Origin of the sequence: Bacillus sp. FH (genome assembly GCF_052216825.1) — a bacterium.
Classification (GTDB): domain Bacteria; phylum Bacillota; class Bacilli; order Bacillales; family Bacillaceae_G; genus Bacillus_A; species Bacillus_A paranthracis.
Window position 1 is genome coordinate 709,453 of sequence record NZ_JBQOUU010000001.1, and the last position, 17,193, is coordinate 726,645.

The following is a 17,193-nucleotide window of genomic DNA, read 5'->3' on the forward strand; positions in this document are numbered from 1 at the left end:
TTCATTGCAAGGTACACTGGAAAAATAAGTATAACTTTCATCCAACGCCTATAAAATCAAAACGATGGCGGATCCTCTCCAGTTACACGGTACTACATGATGCTGAAACAGGCCTTTTACAAAATAGAAGGGACTTAACTTTTTTACATAATGACACTCCACCTACTATAATAAAAATAAAAGAGTAAATGACTCTTACTTTAATGGAGGGAATACAAATGAAAGCAATTGGTTTACATGAATACTTACCTATTGAAGAAGAAAACAGTTTAATTGATATGGAAGTTGAAAAACCTGTTGCTACAGGAAGAGATATACTCGTTAAAATTAACGCTATTTCCGTTAATCCAGTTGATACAAAAGTTCGCTCTCCGAAAGATAAAAAAGAAGAAGTAGCGAAAATACTTGGCTGGGATGCGAGTGGTGTTGTTGTACAAACTGGCGAAAGTTGTACGTTATTTAAAGAAGGCGATGAAGTGTTTTACGCTGGAAGCATTACGAGACAAGGTACCTATAGTGAATACCACCTAGTTGATGAAAGAATTGTTGGTAAAAAACCAAGAACGTTAAGTGATGCTGAATCTGCAGCACTTCCGTTAACAGCTATTACAGCTTGGGAAGGTTTATTCGAACGTTTAGGTATTGATTATAATAAGAAAGATACGAACTCCTTTAAAAACATTTTAATTATAGGCGGTGCTGGTGGTGTAGGTTCAATTGCCATTCAACTTGCGAAATGGGCCGGACTAAATGTTATCACAACTGCATCCCGCAATGAAACGATACACTGGGTTGAAAAATTCGGTGCCGATTATATCATTAACCATCACCAACCTTTACAAGAACAAATATTAGAGTTTGGGCTAAAAGATGTAGATTATATTTTCTGTTTAAACAATACAGATCAACATTGGCAAGCAATATGTGACCTCATTAAACCGCAAGGCAAAATTTGCTCTATCGTAGAAAATGAACACCCTCTTGAGATGGGCATTTTAAAAAGTAAAAGTGCTACACTCGTTTGGGAATTTATGTTTACAAAAGCGATGTATGAAACTGGAGACATGATTACGCAACACGAACTATTAAATAAAGTAAGCGAACTACTAGATGAAGGCATTTTAAAGACTACTTTAAATGAAACATTCACACCAATTAACGCTCAAAATGTAAAAAAAGCACATGCCCTGCTTGAAAGCGGAAGTACAATTGGGAAGATCGTTTTAGAAAAGTTTTAATAACAAAAAGTCCGATTTCCAAATAAGAAATCGGACTTTTTACTATCTTTATTTACTTGAAATCTCTTGATCATTTTGAACGTCTAACGGAGTTCGCTTCCCTATTCCGAAAGCATAGAAACTAATTGTAACGATAGCTAAGAAAATAATACCTACAACTAGTGAAATGCGCGTATCATCGTTAAACCACATTCCGATTAATACCATAATTAAAAAGGCAATTGTTAAATAGTTTGTAACAGGAGCAAACGGCATTTTGAACGGATGATCTTTCATCTCTGCTCCCTTTTCTTTTCTAAAATTAATTTGGCTAATTAAAATGACAAACCATGGTACCATACCAGGAAGTACACTCGCACTATATACATATACGAATAAGTTTTTTGGTGCAATATAACTTAGAACTACACCGACCGCTAAACCGATAATTACGCCAACTGTACCGAATAAAGGTACACCATTTCCAGAAAGTTTCGTGAAATATTTCGGTGCTTGTCCATTTACACCTAACGTATATAGCATACGACCAGCACTATAAATACCACTATTACAACCAGACATTGCTGCTGTAATAACAACAAAATTAATTAATCCCGCAGCAGCCGTAATACCAACTTTCGCAAAAGTTGCTACGAATGGACTTCCAATTGTACTTAATTGATCCCACGGATACACAGTTACAATAACGAAAATCGCACCGATGTAGAAAATTAAAATACGCCAAATTGTACTTTGAATCGCTCTTGTAAGTGTCTTCTTCGGATCCTTCGCTTCACCAGCAGTAATACCGATTAATTCTACACCTTGGTATGCACCAACTACAAGTGATAAAGCAAAGAAGAATCCTGAGAAACCACCTGTAAAGAAACCACCATTTGACCAAAGATTTGATATACCAATTGCTTCTCCGCCGTTACCAATTCCAAAGAAAATAAGTCCAAATCCCGCAATAATCATTAATAGAATTGTAACGATTTTAATCATCGCAAACCAAAATTCAAATTCACCAAATGACTTAACAGAAATTAAGTTAGCTGCGCCAAGAATAACCATTGCGATTACACCTGGTATCCAAGCTGGTAAATCCGGGAACCAATATTGCATATACGCCCCCACCGCGATAATCTCTGACATCCCAACGATAACCCACTGGAACCAGTTACTCCACGCTGTCATGTAACCAGCTAACGGGTGAATATACTTATGACCGAACGTTGCAAATGATCCTGTACTTGGCTCCATATACAACATTTCTCCCATGGCACGCATGATGAAGAAGATAAAAATACCTGCAATTGCATACGCAAGCATAACTGACGGACCTGTCCATTTAATCGTGCTGGCTGAACCCATAAACAAACCAACACCAATTGTTCCGCCTAAAGCAATCATTTGAATATGACGTGCTTCTAAACCTCTTTTCAATTCTTTGTTTGCCACTTCACTTCCCCCTCTTAGATGATTCATAGCCGCATTTTAAAACAAGATGCTTTCCCCTAATTCCTTTCGGCCCTGAAAATGATGAAGCAAACGTCATTTTACACTAGCTTTAAAGCTATCCTAAAATCGTTTTGTGCTCCTAATAAAATTCTCAAAACCTTTCATCTTCCAATTTTCTATAAATCTTAAAATTACTTACCTTATATTAATTCATTAATCTGAAAAATTCAATTATTTTTTCAATAAATTAATATGCATGATTACGTTTAAATTTTAACTGAATTAACAATAAAATACATCTATTCAATATGATTCCGGTATGTATATTATTACAATATAAATAACCGAGGAGAGCATTTTTTCCTCGGTTTCACATCTCATGTACTTCAATCGTTATAGTTGATAACGTAATTTCCCACGCGTCCAATTCATATACCAACCAGAAATTTAATATATTAATAAACTACTAACTTTTTTAATCTAATTTTGAGGCAGGAATCTTACTGCTTCAAAACAGCGGGATAAAATATAAAAGAGTCTCATTTTTAATGAGACCCTTTTACCATTACATATTTAAATCGTTTTTGAAGTTTGTTTACCTAAAATAAACACTTTAGTAAACACTGTCATGATAACGACTATAGCTAGAAAATAAAGTGGCATCACTAGTAACGAGCCCGTATGCAGCTGACTCATTCCCCAAATTGTCATCGTTACAATTACATAGTACCCTAAGCCAAACAATGCACCTGCTGTACCAATAACATCTTGAAAATCTACTAATGCTAAACTTAAACAGTTAGGTAGCGCTACTCCGATTCCTAATAGCAATATAAACATCGCTACTAAAAATACAACCATATATATTGCATTCGGATTTGGTCCAACAAACGTAATAACAGATAAAAGGATAGCTCCTCCTGTCATTACGAGACAACCGATATATATAATTTTCTCTGGTTTATAAGTAGCAAGTAAACGTTTCGAAACTTTCGCTCCAACAATAGAAGCAGACGCTACAACAATTCCTAAAAATCCATACATACTAGGCGATAATTGAAAGTATTCAATAAAGATAAACGGTGCTTCTGCATAATAGCTAAATAAAACACCATTTGCTCCTCCAATTAATAGCCCATACGTTACTACTTTCGGATTTGTAATTAACTTCTTTAAAACTGCAAACACATTTATTTTATTCGTTACCGAGTCCGTTTTTGTTTCTGGAAGAGAAACAAATGTATACAGAAAAATACCGATACTCATAACTACTAAACTTAAAAATACTATTTTAAATCCAAACATTTGATCAAGAAAGCCACCAATTAACGGTCCTATCGCTGGTGTAAAAGCAATAACTGCCGAAATTTGAGCAAACATAACGTGGCGCTTATGCCCCTCTACACTTTCACGTAGAATCGTTTGTGTCACAACTGATCCTGCACTTGCTCCAAACGCTTGAATAAAACGACTTACTAATAAAACTTCAATGGAATTTGTAATAAAGCATAAGAAACTCCCAACGCCATATACGACAATTCCAAGTAACATTGCCGGGCGACGGCCAATTATATCTGATAACCATCCAATAAAAAATACACCTAAAGCAAATCCAGCAAAATACATACTAAGTGTTAACTGTACCTCATTATTACTTACATGTAACGCCTTTGAAATGTCCGGTAAAGACGGTGTGTAAATCGTTTCACTAATTTGCGGAAATGCGACAAGAATAATCATTAACAACAGTGATGGTACTGAGACTTTTTTCATTTTTCATACCCTCCTATAACTTTGAAAATCTCAGAAATAAAAAGACTTTCTTTAGCTACGGAACAGGAGGGGCCATGATAGAAATTCGCTCATAAAACAACAAAGAAAACACCTCAATTACGTATGTTAATACTTATAGGAGGGTAATATTAACATCGATTTTTAAATATACTTTTTCAATTATATTACATATTGTGTTTCTTTTTCTAGTACTCGGCCTTGGCAGATTTATTAAAGAGATACCTTGAATCAACAACCTTTTTATGGAATAATTAGAAATAGTTTGAATAATTAGATCTAATTATTAAACGATAGACTAGCATATTTCTAATTTCGCCAAGCTTACAAACAGGAGGACTTTCGTAATGATTGAAATTTTAAGGACACTATTAAACTTCCTAATCTCTCTATTCTCAGGAGAATTACCAATTGTATATTATGTATGGATTATTAGCCTATTCCTAATTCAAATAACCCAATCTACTCTGAACTATAAGCTTTTTAACAAGAAAGATAATTTCAGCACTTATATATCGGAAGGATTACTCGCTTTTATTATTTTATTGTTTGGAGGCATGTTAGTATCTAAGTTACTTGCTTATATCATAGACGATCCTACTATTAGTATGACAAATGTAACACATTATTTTATTTCTCTGATCATATTAACTATATTTGTCGTAATAGCCTGTATTAAAGACTTTATAGAGGCATCTATAAAGAATAAAAATATATTACTTTTTAGCTTGTTAGTAATTTCCTTACTAACAAGTATACTTTCGTTCAAGTTTTTATTACCTTTAATTGAAGGTTCTTTTTCTCTTTCTAAATCTTTTATCACCACTTTAATCATTCTTGTAACTATATCAATCCCTCTATTAATTTCCTTAGAGGATAAGTATGCAGATGAAAAGGAAACGGAAAATTTATAGTTTCTTATTTATTTAAAAGAAAGAGGGAGCTCCCCTCTTTCTTTTAAATCATTCCTTTTAATATCAATCCTAAAACTGACATTATTATCGCACTAATAATAATTCGCAAAATCCAAGTCGTATTTGTACTTATTTTTTCTAATTGCTTATTGATTGTTGCTATGTCTTTCTCATTAATAGTGGTACGCGTTTCTAAATTTCGAATGTCTCTCATCATTTCTTTTTGCTCCGCCTTGAGACTGTCAATTTTAGCGTAAACATCTTCCATATATTCACACCCTCTGTTCATCTTAATAGAAAAATCTATATATATATTATGAGACAACCCTCTTACCGGTGAATACATTCCGTATATGTGCGCACCAAATTATTTGTACAATCTAATTATGTTTCCATTCTTCTATATTTAAATTAGCGTTAGGATAAATTAAATATAGAAAAGGAATCCCTTGTTTATGTAACAGCAAACAAGGTGCTCTCCAGCATATGAGAGCACCTAAGATAATTTCTATTGTTTTCATCACCATTTTCATGTTTACTAACTCAATATAGTCAGTATGATTTTATGAAGAGTCTACTTTGTTAGCTGCTTAATGTATACTAATAGTAATACGAAATAGTTCCATTGATAAACTCTCTAGAACAATAAATATACTGGCGGAAACAGACCTATACCCAATATTTTTTCCAGTAACATGAATGGTTATTTCTAATAAATGCGTTTGTATACCATTGTTTTCAAAAATTCCATCCTCAACCTTTACAATATCTGCTTCACAATCTACTTCTTTAAAAGTTTTCAGTAATTTTGTTTTTAATAAACTACAGTCAAAGTTTTCATCTTTTATTACAGCAAATTTAACCTTCATATCGATTTCCCCATTTTTAACAAATTAAAATCATTAAATCTATATAAATATATATTATTCTATTAAACAATTCAAAATATATGTTTCTTATAAACCATTACTAAATTCCAGTTCTAAGACTTTATATAAAAAAGAAAACAAATAAAATGAAATTCTAATCATTAAGAGGGGTATCTATCCCCCACTAATTGTTTAGTTGAACTAACCAGACATTTACAAGATTAAAAAATTACTCTTTCAATCGCTAAACTAATTAATATATAATCCCCCTGTTTCCAGTGGCTCAAATTTTTTCATTTTTAATTCATGGATTCTGAGAACTTTTTGCTTTAATATTAATTAGTCGCTTCTTAAGTTCTGTAATATTGGAAATAACTATATAGTGAAACAAATTAACTATTAGGAGTGCTATTGATGTTTGATATACTTCGTCTCTTAATTTTTTTTCTCATTGCTATCTTTTTATTTTTCTCCATAATAATGGAATTTAAAAAACCTCAAAAAAGTGTATTTTGGTTTTCGATTGAAGTCTTATCTCTTCTAGGAATTGTAATGCTTTTTAAAGATTTTTTATCAAAAATATAACTTAACCCACGAATAATCACGTGTTTCAAATACGATATCTTTATCTGTTGAACGACCTTATCTCTCGTTAAAAAATCTTGTTTTCACCCTATTTCTTAACAAGGGCTCTAGCCTTAAGTTGTCTTTTCTTTATAAAAAATAGCCTGCCTATTTCTGTAGGCGGGCTATATCTTTATTACACCATACAAAAAGTATACTCTCTTCTCCACTTGAACTTTATGTAATGACATAGATTCTAAATAAATTATTATCTTTTCTATATTCTTATCATTGATTTTTTGTTCATAAATTCGTAACACATATATATGAGTTATCATGCTAAAATTAGTTTATTCAAAAGAAGCTATTCTTAATGAATCTATAAATTTTAATACCCTGTTTAAAGCCTCGCCCCCTGCGAGGCTTTTTCCTATTTAACTTGAATAGTAGTTATCAACGCAACGCTACACATCCCTCTCTTTAGCTATTCAGCATCAGCACACGTAAATTTCTTTCCTCCATTATTTGATTTACAAATTTTATTTATCGATTTTCCGGTTATCTTTTCACTTTCATTAGAAACTTGATCTAAATCCATTCGAAGTACTTGTTCCGAATTCTCTTTTGAATTTCCTTCAATATGAATTATACGATCGAACATCTCAGCCGTGAAGTTGCTAGATGTATTTATCATTTTCACTCCATTACTTTCACCTACATAGCATTCAACTACTTTCTCAGCTTCGTTAAGTTGTTGAGATGATGTAGGATATGGTATAGATTCCGCTAATATGACTACACCTACTAAATATGTAATATACAAACCACCTGCAATTAAGATAACTTTCTTTACTGTTTTATGAATCGTGCTCTAACTCCCTTTTCTTTTTTTGCTATTAAAATATATAACATTCCCAATTTCCATCGATTTCTTTTTAGTACATAACATTCATTTTATATTTCATACAAAGCACCTCTCTTACTAACTTTCAATTTGATATATAATAATTATTAATTGTTTTTTCAACAAAAAAATATTATATACCAATATTTATTCACTTTTTTAATCTCGAACAACGATAAAAGCAAATAACTTTCTTATAACATCCTCATTCTAATAAGGAAGTAGCTAAAGCTCTCCTATCTTGAACAAGGGATGATGCTAATGTTGTTAATAGCACAAAAAAGCACCGTCACAAGTGACGGTGCTTTTTCTATGTAAGAGCTACTAGAAGATACCCTTCTAGCCTACTCCCATTTATAAGTCCAAAATTGTTCAAGTTGCAGCCATTTTAATGTTGCTGCATCTTTATTTTTGATTTTCACGTGTGTTTCTTCTAGCATCGCTTCTGTTTGCGAACGGTGCGCACCTAATGCAGCTAATTTATGTTCGAATACTTCACTAATATTATTTACAACATCCGGCTCACCTAGTACAGCTTCGCGATTTTTCGTAATCGCAACCGCATGAATAACTGGACGTTCTTCTTTTGACATACGTGATACGGCGCGAACGACAGCGCGGCCAAATGCATCATGATCTGGATGTACGCCGTGCTCTGGATAAAATGTAATAATTCGAGATGGATTTACTTCTTGAATAATCGCTTCAATTTTGTCTGCAACGAAATCAATATCTTCAAATTCTAACGTTTTATCATGGAAACCAAGCATTCTTAAATCTTTGATTCCCATCGCTTCACATGCATCTTTTAATTCTTTTTCACGGATATTCGGAATCGTTTCACGGTTAGCAAATACGTTCTTACCCATGTTACGTCCCATTTGTCCTAGCGTACCGCACGCATACGTTACAGGTACTCCTTGATTTGTTAATAAGCGAATTGTTCCTCCCGCCGCAAATGCTTCATCATCTGGATGCGGAAATACAACAAGTACATGTCTCTCCATAAGTTTCCCTCCTTCTTACTTAAATGGCGTTAAGCTTAACTCAAGTGCAACTGCTAAGCGGCCTTGATTATCGTGCCCTGCTAGTAATAAACGCTCTTTATCGTCTACTTCCCAGTGCGTAATACCTTCTGCATATACCCAGCCATGATCCATCTTTAGACCAACTCGGTATGGGTTTGTTCCAGTTATTTTCCCGCGCTCAAAGCGAATAATTGCATTTCGAATGAATGCTCCAACTGTCATCATCTTTTCATTAAAGTGTGACGCGTACGCTCCATTCGTCGTTTCTAAATGAATATATACATCTTTATTTACAAAACGTTCAATTTCATTTTGAATAAGAGAACTATCTTTTACTATTTCCATCGGAATTCACCTCTTTAAACCATTTTACGCAAAAATAATGTAAATTGCTATCTCTATATTAGAGGACAACTCTCACTTTTCCTAATAATTTGCACTGTGTTTCTTTATTTTTTTATATCATATGTAAAAAACACATTTTTTCCTTCACTTTGTTAAATAGTTTTCTTTCTTTTTTGAATTTGCTACAATATAAATTATGCAGAAGGATGCATGTTTACAATTGAATACATACTTTAAAGAAGGTGACATGATTGGAACAATCAGCACATGAAGTAGCAAATTGGCAATATTATTTTGCAATTGCCGTATTTTTAGTCACGTACGGATTTATTATTTCTGAGAAATTGAATCGTGCTGTAATTGCACTATTCGGTGCTGCTATTATGATTATTTTTGGAATTGTAGATTTACATACCGCTTTCACATCACATATTCAATGGGAAACAATCACCCTTTTAATTGGGATGATGATTCTCGTACATATTACGAGTCAATCAGGCGTCTTTGAATTTGTGGCCATTAAAGCAGCGAAGGCAGCTGGCGGAAAACCAATCCGTATTTTATTACTGCTATCCCTATTAACCGCTGTCGGATCAGCATTTTTGGACAACGTAACGACCGTTTTATTAATCGTTCCTGTTACATTATCCATTACACGTATTTTAAAAGTTAATCCTATTCCTTATTTACTTTCAGAAGTACTATTTTCAAATATAGGTGGAACAGCAACATTAATCGGTGATCCACCTAATATTATGATTGGATCAGCAAACAAGCATTTAGACTTTAACGCCTTTTTACTTAACTTAGCTCCAATCGTAATTATTATTTCTATTGTGACACTTGGCATTATTTACTTCATGTACCGTAACAAACTAAAAACAACACCTGAACAAATCGAAAAACTAATGGCATTAAATGAAAAAGATTATATTAAAGATCAAAGCCTCCTTTTAAAATCCATTTCGATTTTAGGACTAACTATTTTAGGATTTGTACTTCATTCGATTATTCATGTAGATGCTGCAGTTATCGCGATGACAGGCGCTACACTTCTTATGTTAATCGGTGTGAAAGAACATGATATTGAAGATGTATTTACCCACGTTGAATGGGTAACTATTTTCTTCTTCGCCGGACTATTCGTTCTCGTTGGTGGTTTAATTGATATCGGACTTATTTCTTCACTCGCAAAAGAAGTAATCGGCGTCACAAATGGCGATATCGGTTTCGCTGCGATACTTATTTTATGGGTATCAGGTATCGCATCTGCGACAATTGACAATATCCCATTTGTCGCAACGATGATACCACTTATTCAAGACTTAGCTACAGGACTCGGACTATCTGTTGATTCTCCGCAAATCGAAGTACTATGGTGGGCATTATCACTTGGAGCTTGCTTAGGAGGAAACGGAACGTTAATCGGAGCATCAGCAAACGTAGTCGTTGCTGGTATTGCTAAACGTGAAGGACATGCTTTCTCTTATATGGACTTCTTAAAAATTGGTTTGCCGTTAACAATCATTGCATTACTATTATCACATGCTTATATATATTTACGTTATTTAATGTAAAAGTTGGATTGCATGAAATTATATCGACGATTTTTAAAATATATCAACGATTTTCTAAGTATATCGACGATTCGACAGAGAATATCGACTTACCGACAAATAACGACAACGAAAAAAGGTATGCAGCGCTAAACTGCATACCTTTTTTCGTTCACCAAAATATACCGATAATTGCTAAACCACCTAAAATCATACCACCAATTTGTCCAACGATTGCTGGCGATAATTGGACACCTTTCCTCACTTCAACAACCGGTCTTTCGTGCCTTAGTTGCTGCACTTCGCTTTGCAATTGATGTACACTTCCGTGCAATTCTTTAATTAACTCTTTTAATTCAGCGACCTCTTCATTTACTGGTTTTGCTTTTTCTAAATTCATTTTGCATGACTCCTTATAAATTCAATCCATACACTGTAAATTTTCGCCAATTCTCATTATATCTCCTGCATACTACATATATAATTTCGAATATACTTTCTAACCTTGTAGCTCTATCCATTCATCCCGCAATATCCCCATAATCATGCGATCAAAACACTTCCCATCTCTTTGCACTGCTTCTCTCATACAGCCTTCCATTTGAAAACCCATCTTTTTATACAACTCAATAGCAGCTTTGTTATAAGAAATAACATCCAGACCGACACGGTGTAAATTCAATTCATAAAAAGCATACTTTAAAATAAGATGGATTGCTTCTCTTCCATATCCCTTACCTCTATCATTTGCAGCTCCTATACCAATTGCTAATAACCCTGTTCTGTTATTCCACTCTATGCCATGAATTGCAACAAAACCAATTAAACGATCATCTTGAACTGTCCTCAACATCAAAGATACACTATTCGATCTCCGTCCCTTTAATAGCCCATCACTTGCTATTTCTTGTAACGATTGCGGAAACGCTACATCTGTATCGACATTTCTTAAATACTCACTATCTTCTTGCCACATTGCCATTACTGCAGTATCAGCTTCTCTAATAGCTGATAATTTAATCGTTTTATTTTGAAAAAGATTCATCATCATTTCAAACTCCCCCTTTTTTAATAACGGGGATACTTATTTTAGCCTATTTATCCCCTTGTTCCATAAACTGCTTTATAAACGGGATACTTACAATAAGCGCTGACATTGGCACATCTCCTCTACACGAAATTAACTTCATTGTATAATTTTTCGTTTATTCTAACAATAATAAAAAGCCCTCCAAATTTAGAGGGCCTTCCCTAATAGCAAAACTATATTATTTCGTAAACATTTTCTCCGCTTCATCCATTGCCATTTTGTTTCCTAAAGCAGAATAGTCAAGCCATGGTTGGTCATTGATAATGTATACGTGCTTGCCTTTAACTGCTTTTAAGTCTTTCCAGATTGGTGTTTCTTGAAGTTGTTTAAATGCAGCTTTTGCTTTATCGTCTCTGTTTACAACAACGAAAATAGCATCTGCATCAAAGTCAGGTAATACTTCTTGTGAAATGACTTCGAAAGGACGGTTTCCATCGATTTTCTCTACACCATTTGCAGGTTGTAATCCTAAGTCTTGGAATAAAATTGGTCCCATCGGTCTTTTCGTACTAAATACACGTAATTCTTTGGCAGTAACGCGAATTGCCATTACTTTTTCGTTATTACCTAGCTCTTTATCTATTAAACCTTTTACTCGTTTTGATTGCTCTTCGTAATCTTGAATATATTGATCCGCTTCTTTCTCACGGTTTACAAGTTTACCAACTTGTTTTAAATGGTCTCTCCACGTACCTTCATCTAAATTGAAAGTATGCGTTTTTGCAATTTTTTCGTATTTCGCTACATCTTTACCCGCGTATTTTTCATCCACATAAATGTCAGTAGGCTTTAATTGAAGTAATGCTTCCATATTCGGATCAGTTACAACACCCAGTTTCTTCGTATCTTTCAGTTGTTCTTTTGCGTGTGGTAAGAAATCTTTTAAATCTCCACCAATTACAGAACCTACTGGTGTAATTCCTAATGCAAGTAAATTATTCGTTAAATGAATAGACATTGAAGCAATTTTTGGGTCATTACTTTTTTCCGTTTTTTTCGTTGTCTCTTCATTAGATTTCGTTTGACCACATGCTGCTAATACTAAAATACACATGATGCTAAATAAAATAGTAAGTTTCTTTTTCATATGTTCTCCTCTTTGAAGTATTTATTTTGTTTTTGTAAGTAAATAAAGAAAATACGGTGCTCCTAATGCGGCCACTACTACACCAGCTGGAATAGAATTTGGCTCAAATATAGAACGACCTATCGTATCTGCTAGTACTAAAATAATCATTCCGATAATACCAGCCAGTGGCAGGAAATGTTGATAGGTAGTACCTACTAACTTTCTGGCGATATGCGGAGCAACTAAACCGATAAAACCAATCCCTCCTGCCATCGATACACTCCCGCAAGATAATCCAACCGCTGTAGCTAAAAGTAGTAACCGTTCTTTTTGAACAGAAACACCAAGTCCCGCTGCCACACTATCACCTAGTGACAATGCATTTAACGTTTTAGATTTTAACCATGCATACGGGGTAAGTATGAAAATCCAAGGTAATAATGCTAGGACATGAATCCAATCCCTTCCCCACACGTTACCAACTAGCCATCTAGAAGCGAATGTATACGTCTCATCATTTAACTTGAGAGAGAAAAATAACGAAATTGCACTAAAGCCAGCTGAAACAGCAATACCAACGAGAATAAGTCTAATGGGAAGTAAACCTTTCGAACGATCACTCGCAAGTAAAATAATAAGAAATGCAGCTAATACTCCTCCACCAAATGTAAATAACGGTATTAAAATCGATGCATTCTCATTAATAGAATGAAAGAAAGTAACGAATATAATTAGCCCGAAAGATGCACCTGAATGCAGTCCAAGAATACCAGGATCGGCCAACGCATTCCTTGATAACCCTTGCAAAATCGCACCGGAAATCCCAAGGCCAATACCAGCTAACATTGTGATTATAATTCTTGGCATACGATAATCGTATAGCACGGTTGCACTCTCAAAATCACCATGACCGAAAAGCGTTTGAATTACTTTGAGCGGTGCAATGCTAAGTGTCCCCGTATTTAAGCTAAGCAAAATGACAGCGATACCAATACAACCGAATATTGTAGTTACAGTAACGGCTCTCGTTTTATCTGTGTTTAAAATCTTCTTCACTTACAACTCCCTCCCAACTTTACGTGCTATATAGAGGAAGAACGGAACTCCAACAAGAGCCACCATAATTCCTATTGCAAGTTCTTTAGGAGGATTTACTGTTCTTGCCCCTAAGTCAGCTACAACTAATAACATGGCTCCTAAAAATGCTGACATAGGAATAATGAGTCGATAATTCACACCAACTAATTTTCTAGCAATATGCGGGATAACTAGTCCTACAAATCCAATAGAGCCAACAGCTGAAACAGATACACCTGCAAGAATGACTACTATAATCATCCCTAGTATTCTCGTTCGGTTCGTTTTTACTCCTAAATTCGTAGCGACATCATCACCCATTGATATGAGTGAAATAGACCGCCCTAAAATTGTCGCAAAAACAATGGTTATGAGAATAATAGGAACCAAAAATTTCAAGTGTTCCCACTTAACCCCTGCAACACCACCAGCGTACCAAAAAGCTAAATCTTGACTTAAGTCATAATAAATCGCGACACCTGAACTTAACGAATGTAAAAGCGCAGCCATAACTGCCCCAGCGATCGTTAATCTCATCGGTGTTAATCCGCCTGATGTTGCTGATCCGATAATAAAAATAAGCACTGTACTTAAGATCGCTCCAATAAAGGAGACAATCATTAAATAGGAATACGGCATATGCGGGAAAAAGGCAAAACTAAGTGCTACTACAAACATCGCACCTGCATTTATGCCAAGCACACCTGCATCCGCTAAAGGGTTTCGTGTTACTCCTTGCATAACAGCTCCAGCCACTGCAAAAGCCGCTCCTACAACTGCTGCACCAATTACCCTTGGGAGTCTTAATTCATAAATAATTTGGTGCTGTGTTAATTTCGGATTATAATCAAAAACCGCTGTCCACACTGTTTGCAAATGAATATCCTTTGCACCAAATGCGACAGCCAAAAATATAGATCCAATTAAACATACAATTGTTAAGCTCATAAAACATATAAACTTAATCTGTATCCAGCGGTTATTGCCAGCACGTATAGTAGACTTATGTAACATGTTTCATTTCATCCTTTATATTCAGTTGTTTTTTATAATTATTTTTTATTTATAATTAATATTGATAATAATTATCATTTTCATTTAGATATTATATCCCCACTTTTTTTAAATAGCAAACTATTTTTCACTTCGCTAAATATTAAAATACTTATTACAATTCCCTTCCAAAACTTACAAATACACGCAAAATAGACTACTAGCTTATTTTTAAAAGTGTAGTATACTTAATCATTATTTTGAGTTTTCAAATAAAAATATCTAAGGTGATGCAATGTTATATATAAAACAACTACTCTATTTTACCTATGAACAAGCATTATCCTGCTTATTCCCAGTCGTTATTTTCTTAACACTGGCCCTTTCAAAAATCGTTTCGATCCCAGGGTTATACCGCTACGATTTCATACTCATCGTATGCCTTCTTATGCAGTGGGTTATGTACAAGACTGGCCTTGAGACGAAAGACGAATTAAAAGTAATTACTGTCTTCCACCTCATCGGCCTTTTACTAGAAATATATAAAGTTCATTTCGGTTCATGGAGTTATCCGGAAGAGGCATATTCAAAGGTTTTTGGAGTTCCACTTTACAGCGGCTTTATGTATGCAAGTGTTGCAAGTTACATATGCCAAGCGTGGAGAAGACTACATTTACAAATGTATCATTGGCCGAAAGCTATTTTTGTAATACCTCTAGGAGCAATGATTTACTTCAATTTTTTCACACATCATTTTCTATACGATTTTAGATGGTTCTTAACGTTACTTCTATTCATCGTTTTCTTTCGAACATTTGTGGAATTTTCATTACGAGGCGTTACATATAAAATGCCGCTCGTTCTCTCCTTTTTTCTTATCGGATTCTTTATTTGGATTGCAGAAAACATCGCAACATTTTTCGGTGCATGGCAATATCCAAACCAACGGGAAGCTTGGAATCTCGTTCACTTAAGTAAAATCAGCTCATGGTTTTTACTCGTTGTTATTAGCATTATGATTGTTACACAACTCAAACATTTGAAGCAGTTGAAAAGATAATACTGATTATATAAAAAAAGCCCATCACTCATTTGAAGTGAACCCTGAAAACGGGACACTAATCAAAACACCTAAACCACTTGTTCCCTAAATTCTTTAGGGGATAGGTGGTTTAATTTTTCTTGAATTCGCACACAATTGTAGTAATGAATGTATTCTAACACAATCTTTCGCACAGTTGTGTTGGATACTTTTGTTATCTTTTGTGAATAGAAAGCTTCACTTTTCAAATGACCAAAGAAGCTTTCCATGACGGCATTATCATGGCAATTTCCTTTCCGGGACATGCTGGTGATAATGCCGTTTTCTTTGGCGTACGCTTGAAATTCTTTTGCTGTATAAATACTTCCTTGATCCGAGTGAAGAAGGACACCTTTTACTTTTCGCCCTCTCATTGCTTGTTTTAATGTCTTCATCGCCAATGTCAGTGTTTGCGACTCGCTGATGACACAACTAATAATTTCACGATTAAAGGCATCCATAATCGTTGATAAATACAAGGTACGCTCTCCAAATAATAAATAAGTTACATCCGTAAACCACTTTTCATTTGGTCTGGATGCATCGAATTGGCGCTCCAATCGATGAGGGGCTACCATTGGTTCCGCACCATTGATATATTTCTTTTTCTTTCGACGTACTTTTGAAAGAATATGATTTTGTCTCATGATTCGTAATACTTTTTTATGATTGACACACAGTCCCATTTTTCGAAGAGTAGCGGTCACTCTTCGATATCCATACCGGAATCTATGCCTAAGACAAATATCCTTTACTTTCTCTTCTATATCCTCTTTTAGATCTTCCGTTCGTTGTAACCAACGATAAAATGTGGACCGGGGTAATTCTAATACGTTACACAATTCTTTTACCGTTAGCTTTGTTTTTAAATCGTTCCATAAAGTAACTACAGTTTCTGGTTTCAGCCCCTTTCGATTTCTAGATACTTTCCCCATACAAGTAATTTTGTTTTTAGATGTTTATTTTCTAAGCGTAACTGTTCCAATTCATTTAACTCTTTTGGCCCTTTTCCATAAGAATATTGTTTTCCTACAGGTTGTTGAAAACGGTACGTTTGACCGGTACGATACCATTTCATCCATGTCTTAATTTGAGAAACATTTTTAATTCCAAGCTTCTCCATAATTGTCCGATTGGAATATCCATCCTTTTTCATTTCAATCACTTTCCACTTTATTTCTTCTGGGTAATGAACTCTTGTTTTCAAACCAAAAACACCTCCATTGAATTTGCA

The 17,193-nt window shown here is 34.5% G+C and carries 17 protein-coding genes; 4 read left to right on the top strand and 13 right to left on the bottom strand.

Annotation, left to right across the window (positions count from 1 at the left end; translation table 11 throughout):
• The first annotated feature begins 218 nt into the window (after positions 1-218).
• A complete protein-coding gene (locus tag ACTT1L_RS03895) occupies positions 219-1,238 on the top strand; it encodes a zinc-binding alcohol dehydrogenase family protein (RefSeq protein WP_000643770.1) in 1,020 nt (339 codons plus the stop codon).
• Between the two features lie 48 nt (positions 1,239-1,286).
• Here ACTT1L_RS03895 and ACTT1L_RS03900 read toward each other — a convergent pair whose 3' ends face one another.
• On the bottom strand, positions 1,287-2,678 hold the full coding sequence (locus ACTT1L_RS03900; protein ID WP_001284419.1) for an amino acid permease: 1,392 nt from the start codon (positions 2,676-2,678) through the stop codon (positions 1,287-1,289).
• A 573-nt stretch (positions 2,679-3,251) separates the two neighbouring features.
• A complete protein-coding gene (locus ACTT1L_RS03905; RefSeq protein WP_442821804.1) occupies positions 3,252-4,451 on the bottom strand; it encodes a multidrug effflux MFS transporter in 1,200 nt (399 codons plus the stop codon).
• A gap of 365 nt (positions 4,452-4,816) precedes the next feature.
• Between ACTT1L_RS03905 and ACTT1L_RS03910 the strand changes: the two genes are divergently transcribed.
• Complete coding sequence (locus ACTT1L_RS03910) at positions 4,817-5,383, top strand: DUF5823 family protein (protein ID WP_061130366.1); 567 nt, start codon at positions 4,817-4,819, stop codon at positions 5,381-5,383.
• A gap of 43 nt (positions 5,384-5,426) precedes the next feature.
• On the opposite strand, the gene ACTT1L_RS03915 is transcribed toward ACTT1L_RS03910, so the two are convergent.
• From ACTT1L_RS03915 to ACTT1L_RS03935, 5 genes are all read right to left on the bottom strand, one after another.
• A complete protein-coding gene (locus tag ACTT1L_RS03915) occupies positions 5,427-5,651 on the bottom strand; it encodes a hemolysin XhlA family protein (protein ID WP_000390469.1) in 225 nt (74 codons plus the stop codon).
• Between the two features lie 322 nt (positions 5,652-5,973).
• Positions 5,974-6,252, bottom strand: a complete 279-nt coding sequence (locus ACTT1L_RS03920; RefSeq protein ID WP_061130367.1) for a hypothetical protein — start codon at positions 6,250-6,252, stop codon at positions 5,974-5,976.
• A 1,048-nt stretch (positions 6,253-7,300) separates the two neighbouring features.
• Positions 7,301-7,681 carry a hypothetical protein gene (locus ACTT1L_RS03925; RefSeq protein ID WP_061130368.1) on the bottom strand — a complete coding sequence of 127 codons (381 nt, stop codon included), beginning with the start codon at positions 7,679-7,681 and terminating at the stop codon, positions 7,301-7,303.
• Between the two features lie 383 nt (positions 7,682-8,064).
• Positions 8,065-8,727, bottom strand: a complete 663-nt coding sequence (bshB2, locus tag ACTT1L_RS03930) for a bacillithiol biosynthesis deacetylase BshB2 (RefSeq protein WP_442821805.1) — start codon at positions 8,725-8,727, stop codon at positions 8,065-8,067.
• Between the two features lie 15 nt (positions 8,728-8,742).
• Positions 8,743-9,093, bottom strand: coding sequence for a YojF family protein (locus tag ACTT1L_RS03935; RefSeq protein ID WP_000407039.1), 351 nt, complete (start codon positions 9,091-9,093; stop codon positions 8,743-8,745).
• Positions 9,094-9,344: 251 nt separating this feature from the next.
• Here ACTT1L_RS03935 and ACTT1L_RS03940 point away from each other — a divergent pair, with 251 nt between their 5' ends.
• Complete coding sequence (locus tag ACTT1L_RS03940) at positions 9,345-10,670, top strand: ArsB/NhaD family transporter (RefSeq protein ID WP_071741742.1); 1,326 nt, start codon at positions 9,345-9,347, stop codon at positions 10,668-10,670.
• 151 nt (positions 10,671-10,821) lie between these two features.
• Here ACTT1L_RS03940 and ACTT1L_RS03945 read toward each other — a convergent pair whose 3' ends face one another.
• The 5 genes from ACTT1L_RS03945 to ACTT1L_RS03965 form a co-directional block, all read right to left on the bottom strand.
• Entirely contained in the window at positions 10,822-11,049 is a 228-nt protein-coding gene (locus ACTT1L_RS03945; RefSeq protein ID WP_001047302.1) for a hypothetical protein, read from the bottom strand.
• Between the two features lie 99 nt (positions 11,050-11,148).
• Entirely contained in the window at positions 11,149-11,700 is a 552-nt protein-coding gene (locus ACTT1L_RS03950) for a GNAT family N-acetyltransferase (protein WP_061130371.1), read from the bottom strand.
• A gap of 217 nt (positions 11,701-11,917) precedes the next feature.
• Positions 11,918-12,826, bottom strand: a complete 909-nt coding sequence (locus ACTT1L_RS03955; protein WP_071741743.1) for an iron-hydroxamate ABC transporter substrate-binding protein — start codon at positions 12,824-12,826, stop codon at positions 11,918-11,920.
• Positions 12,827-12,847: 21 nt separating this feature from the next.
• The gene (locus ACTT1L_RS03960) at positions 12,848-13,864 is read right to left on the bottom strand and encodes a FecCD family ABC transporter permease (RefSeq protein WP_071715717.1); all 1,017 of its coding nucleotides are present in this window, start codon (positions 13,862-13,864) and stop codon (positions 12,848-12,850) included.
• A complete protein-coding gene (locus ACTT1L_RS03965; protein ID WP_071741744.1) occupies positions 13,865-14,899 on the bottom strand; it encodes a FecCD family ABC transporter permease in 1,035 nt (344 codons plus the stop codon).
• A 274-nt stretch (positions 14,900-15,173) separates the two neighbouring features.
• Here ACTT1L_RS03965 and ACTT1L_RS03970 point away from each other — a divergent pair, with 274 nt between their 5' ends.
• Complete coding sequence (locus tag ACTT1L_RS03970; RefSeq protein WP_000965758.1) at positions 15,174-15,938, top strand: DUF817 domain-containing protein; 765 nt, start codon at positions 15,174-15,176, stop codon at positions 15,936-15,938.
• A 71-nt stretch (positions 15,939-16,009) separates the two neighbouring features.
• Here ACTT1L_RS03970 and ACTT1L_RS03975 read toward each other — a convergent pair.
• Positions 16,010-17,166 (bottom strand): IS3 family transposase gene (locus ACTT1L_RS03975; RefSeq protein WP_100648831.1). Its coding sequence is split into 2 segments (ribosomal slippage): positions 16,010-16,914 and positions 16,914-17,166, totalling 1,158 coding nucleotides; the frame shifts between segments, so codons are not numbered across the junction.
• Positions 17,167-17,193 lie beyond the last annotated feature (27 nt).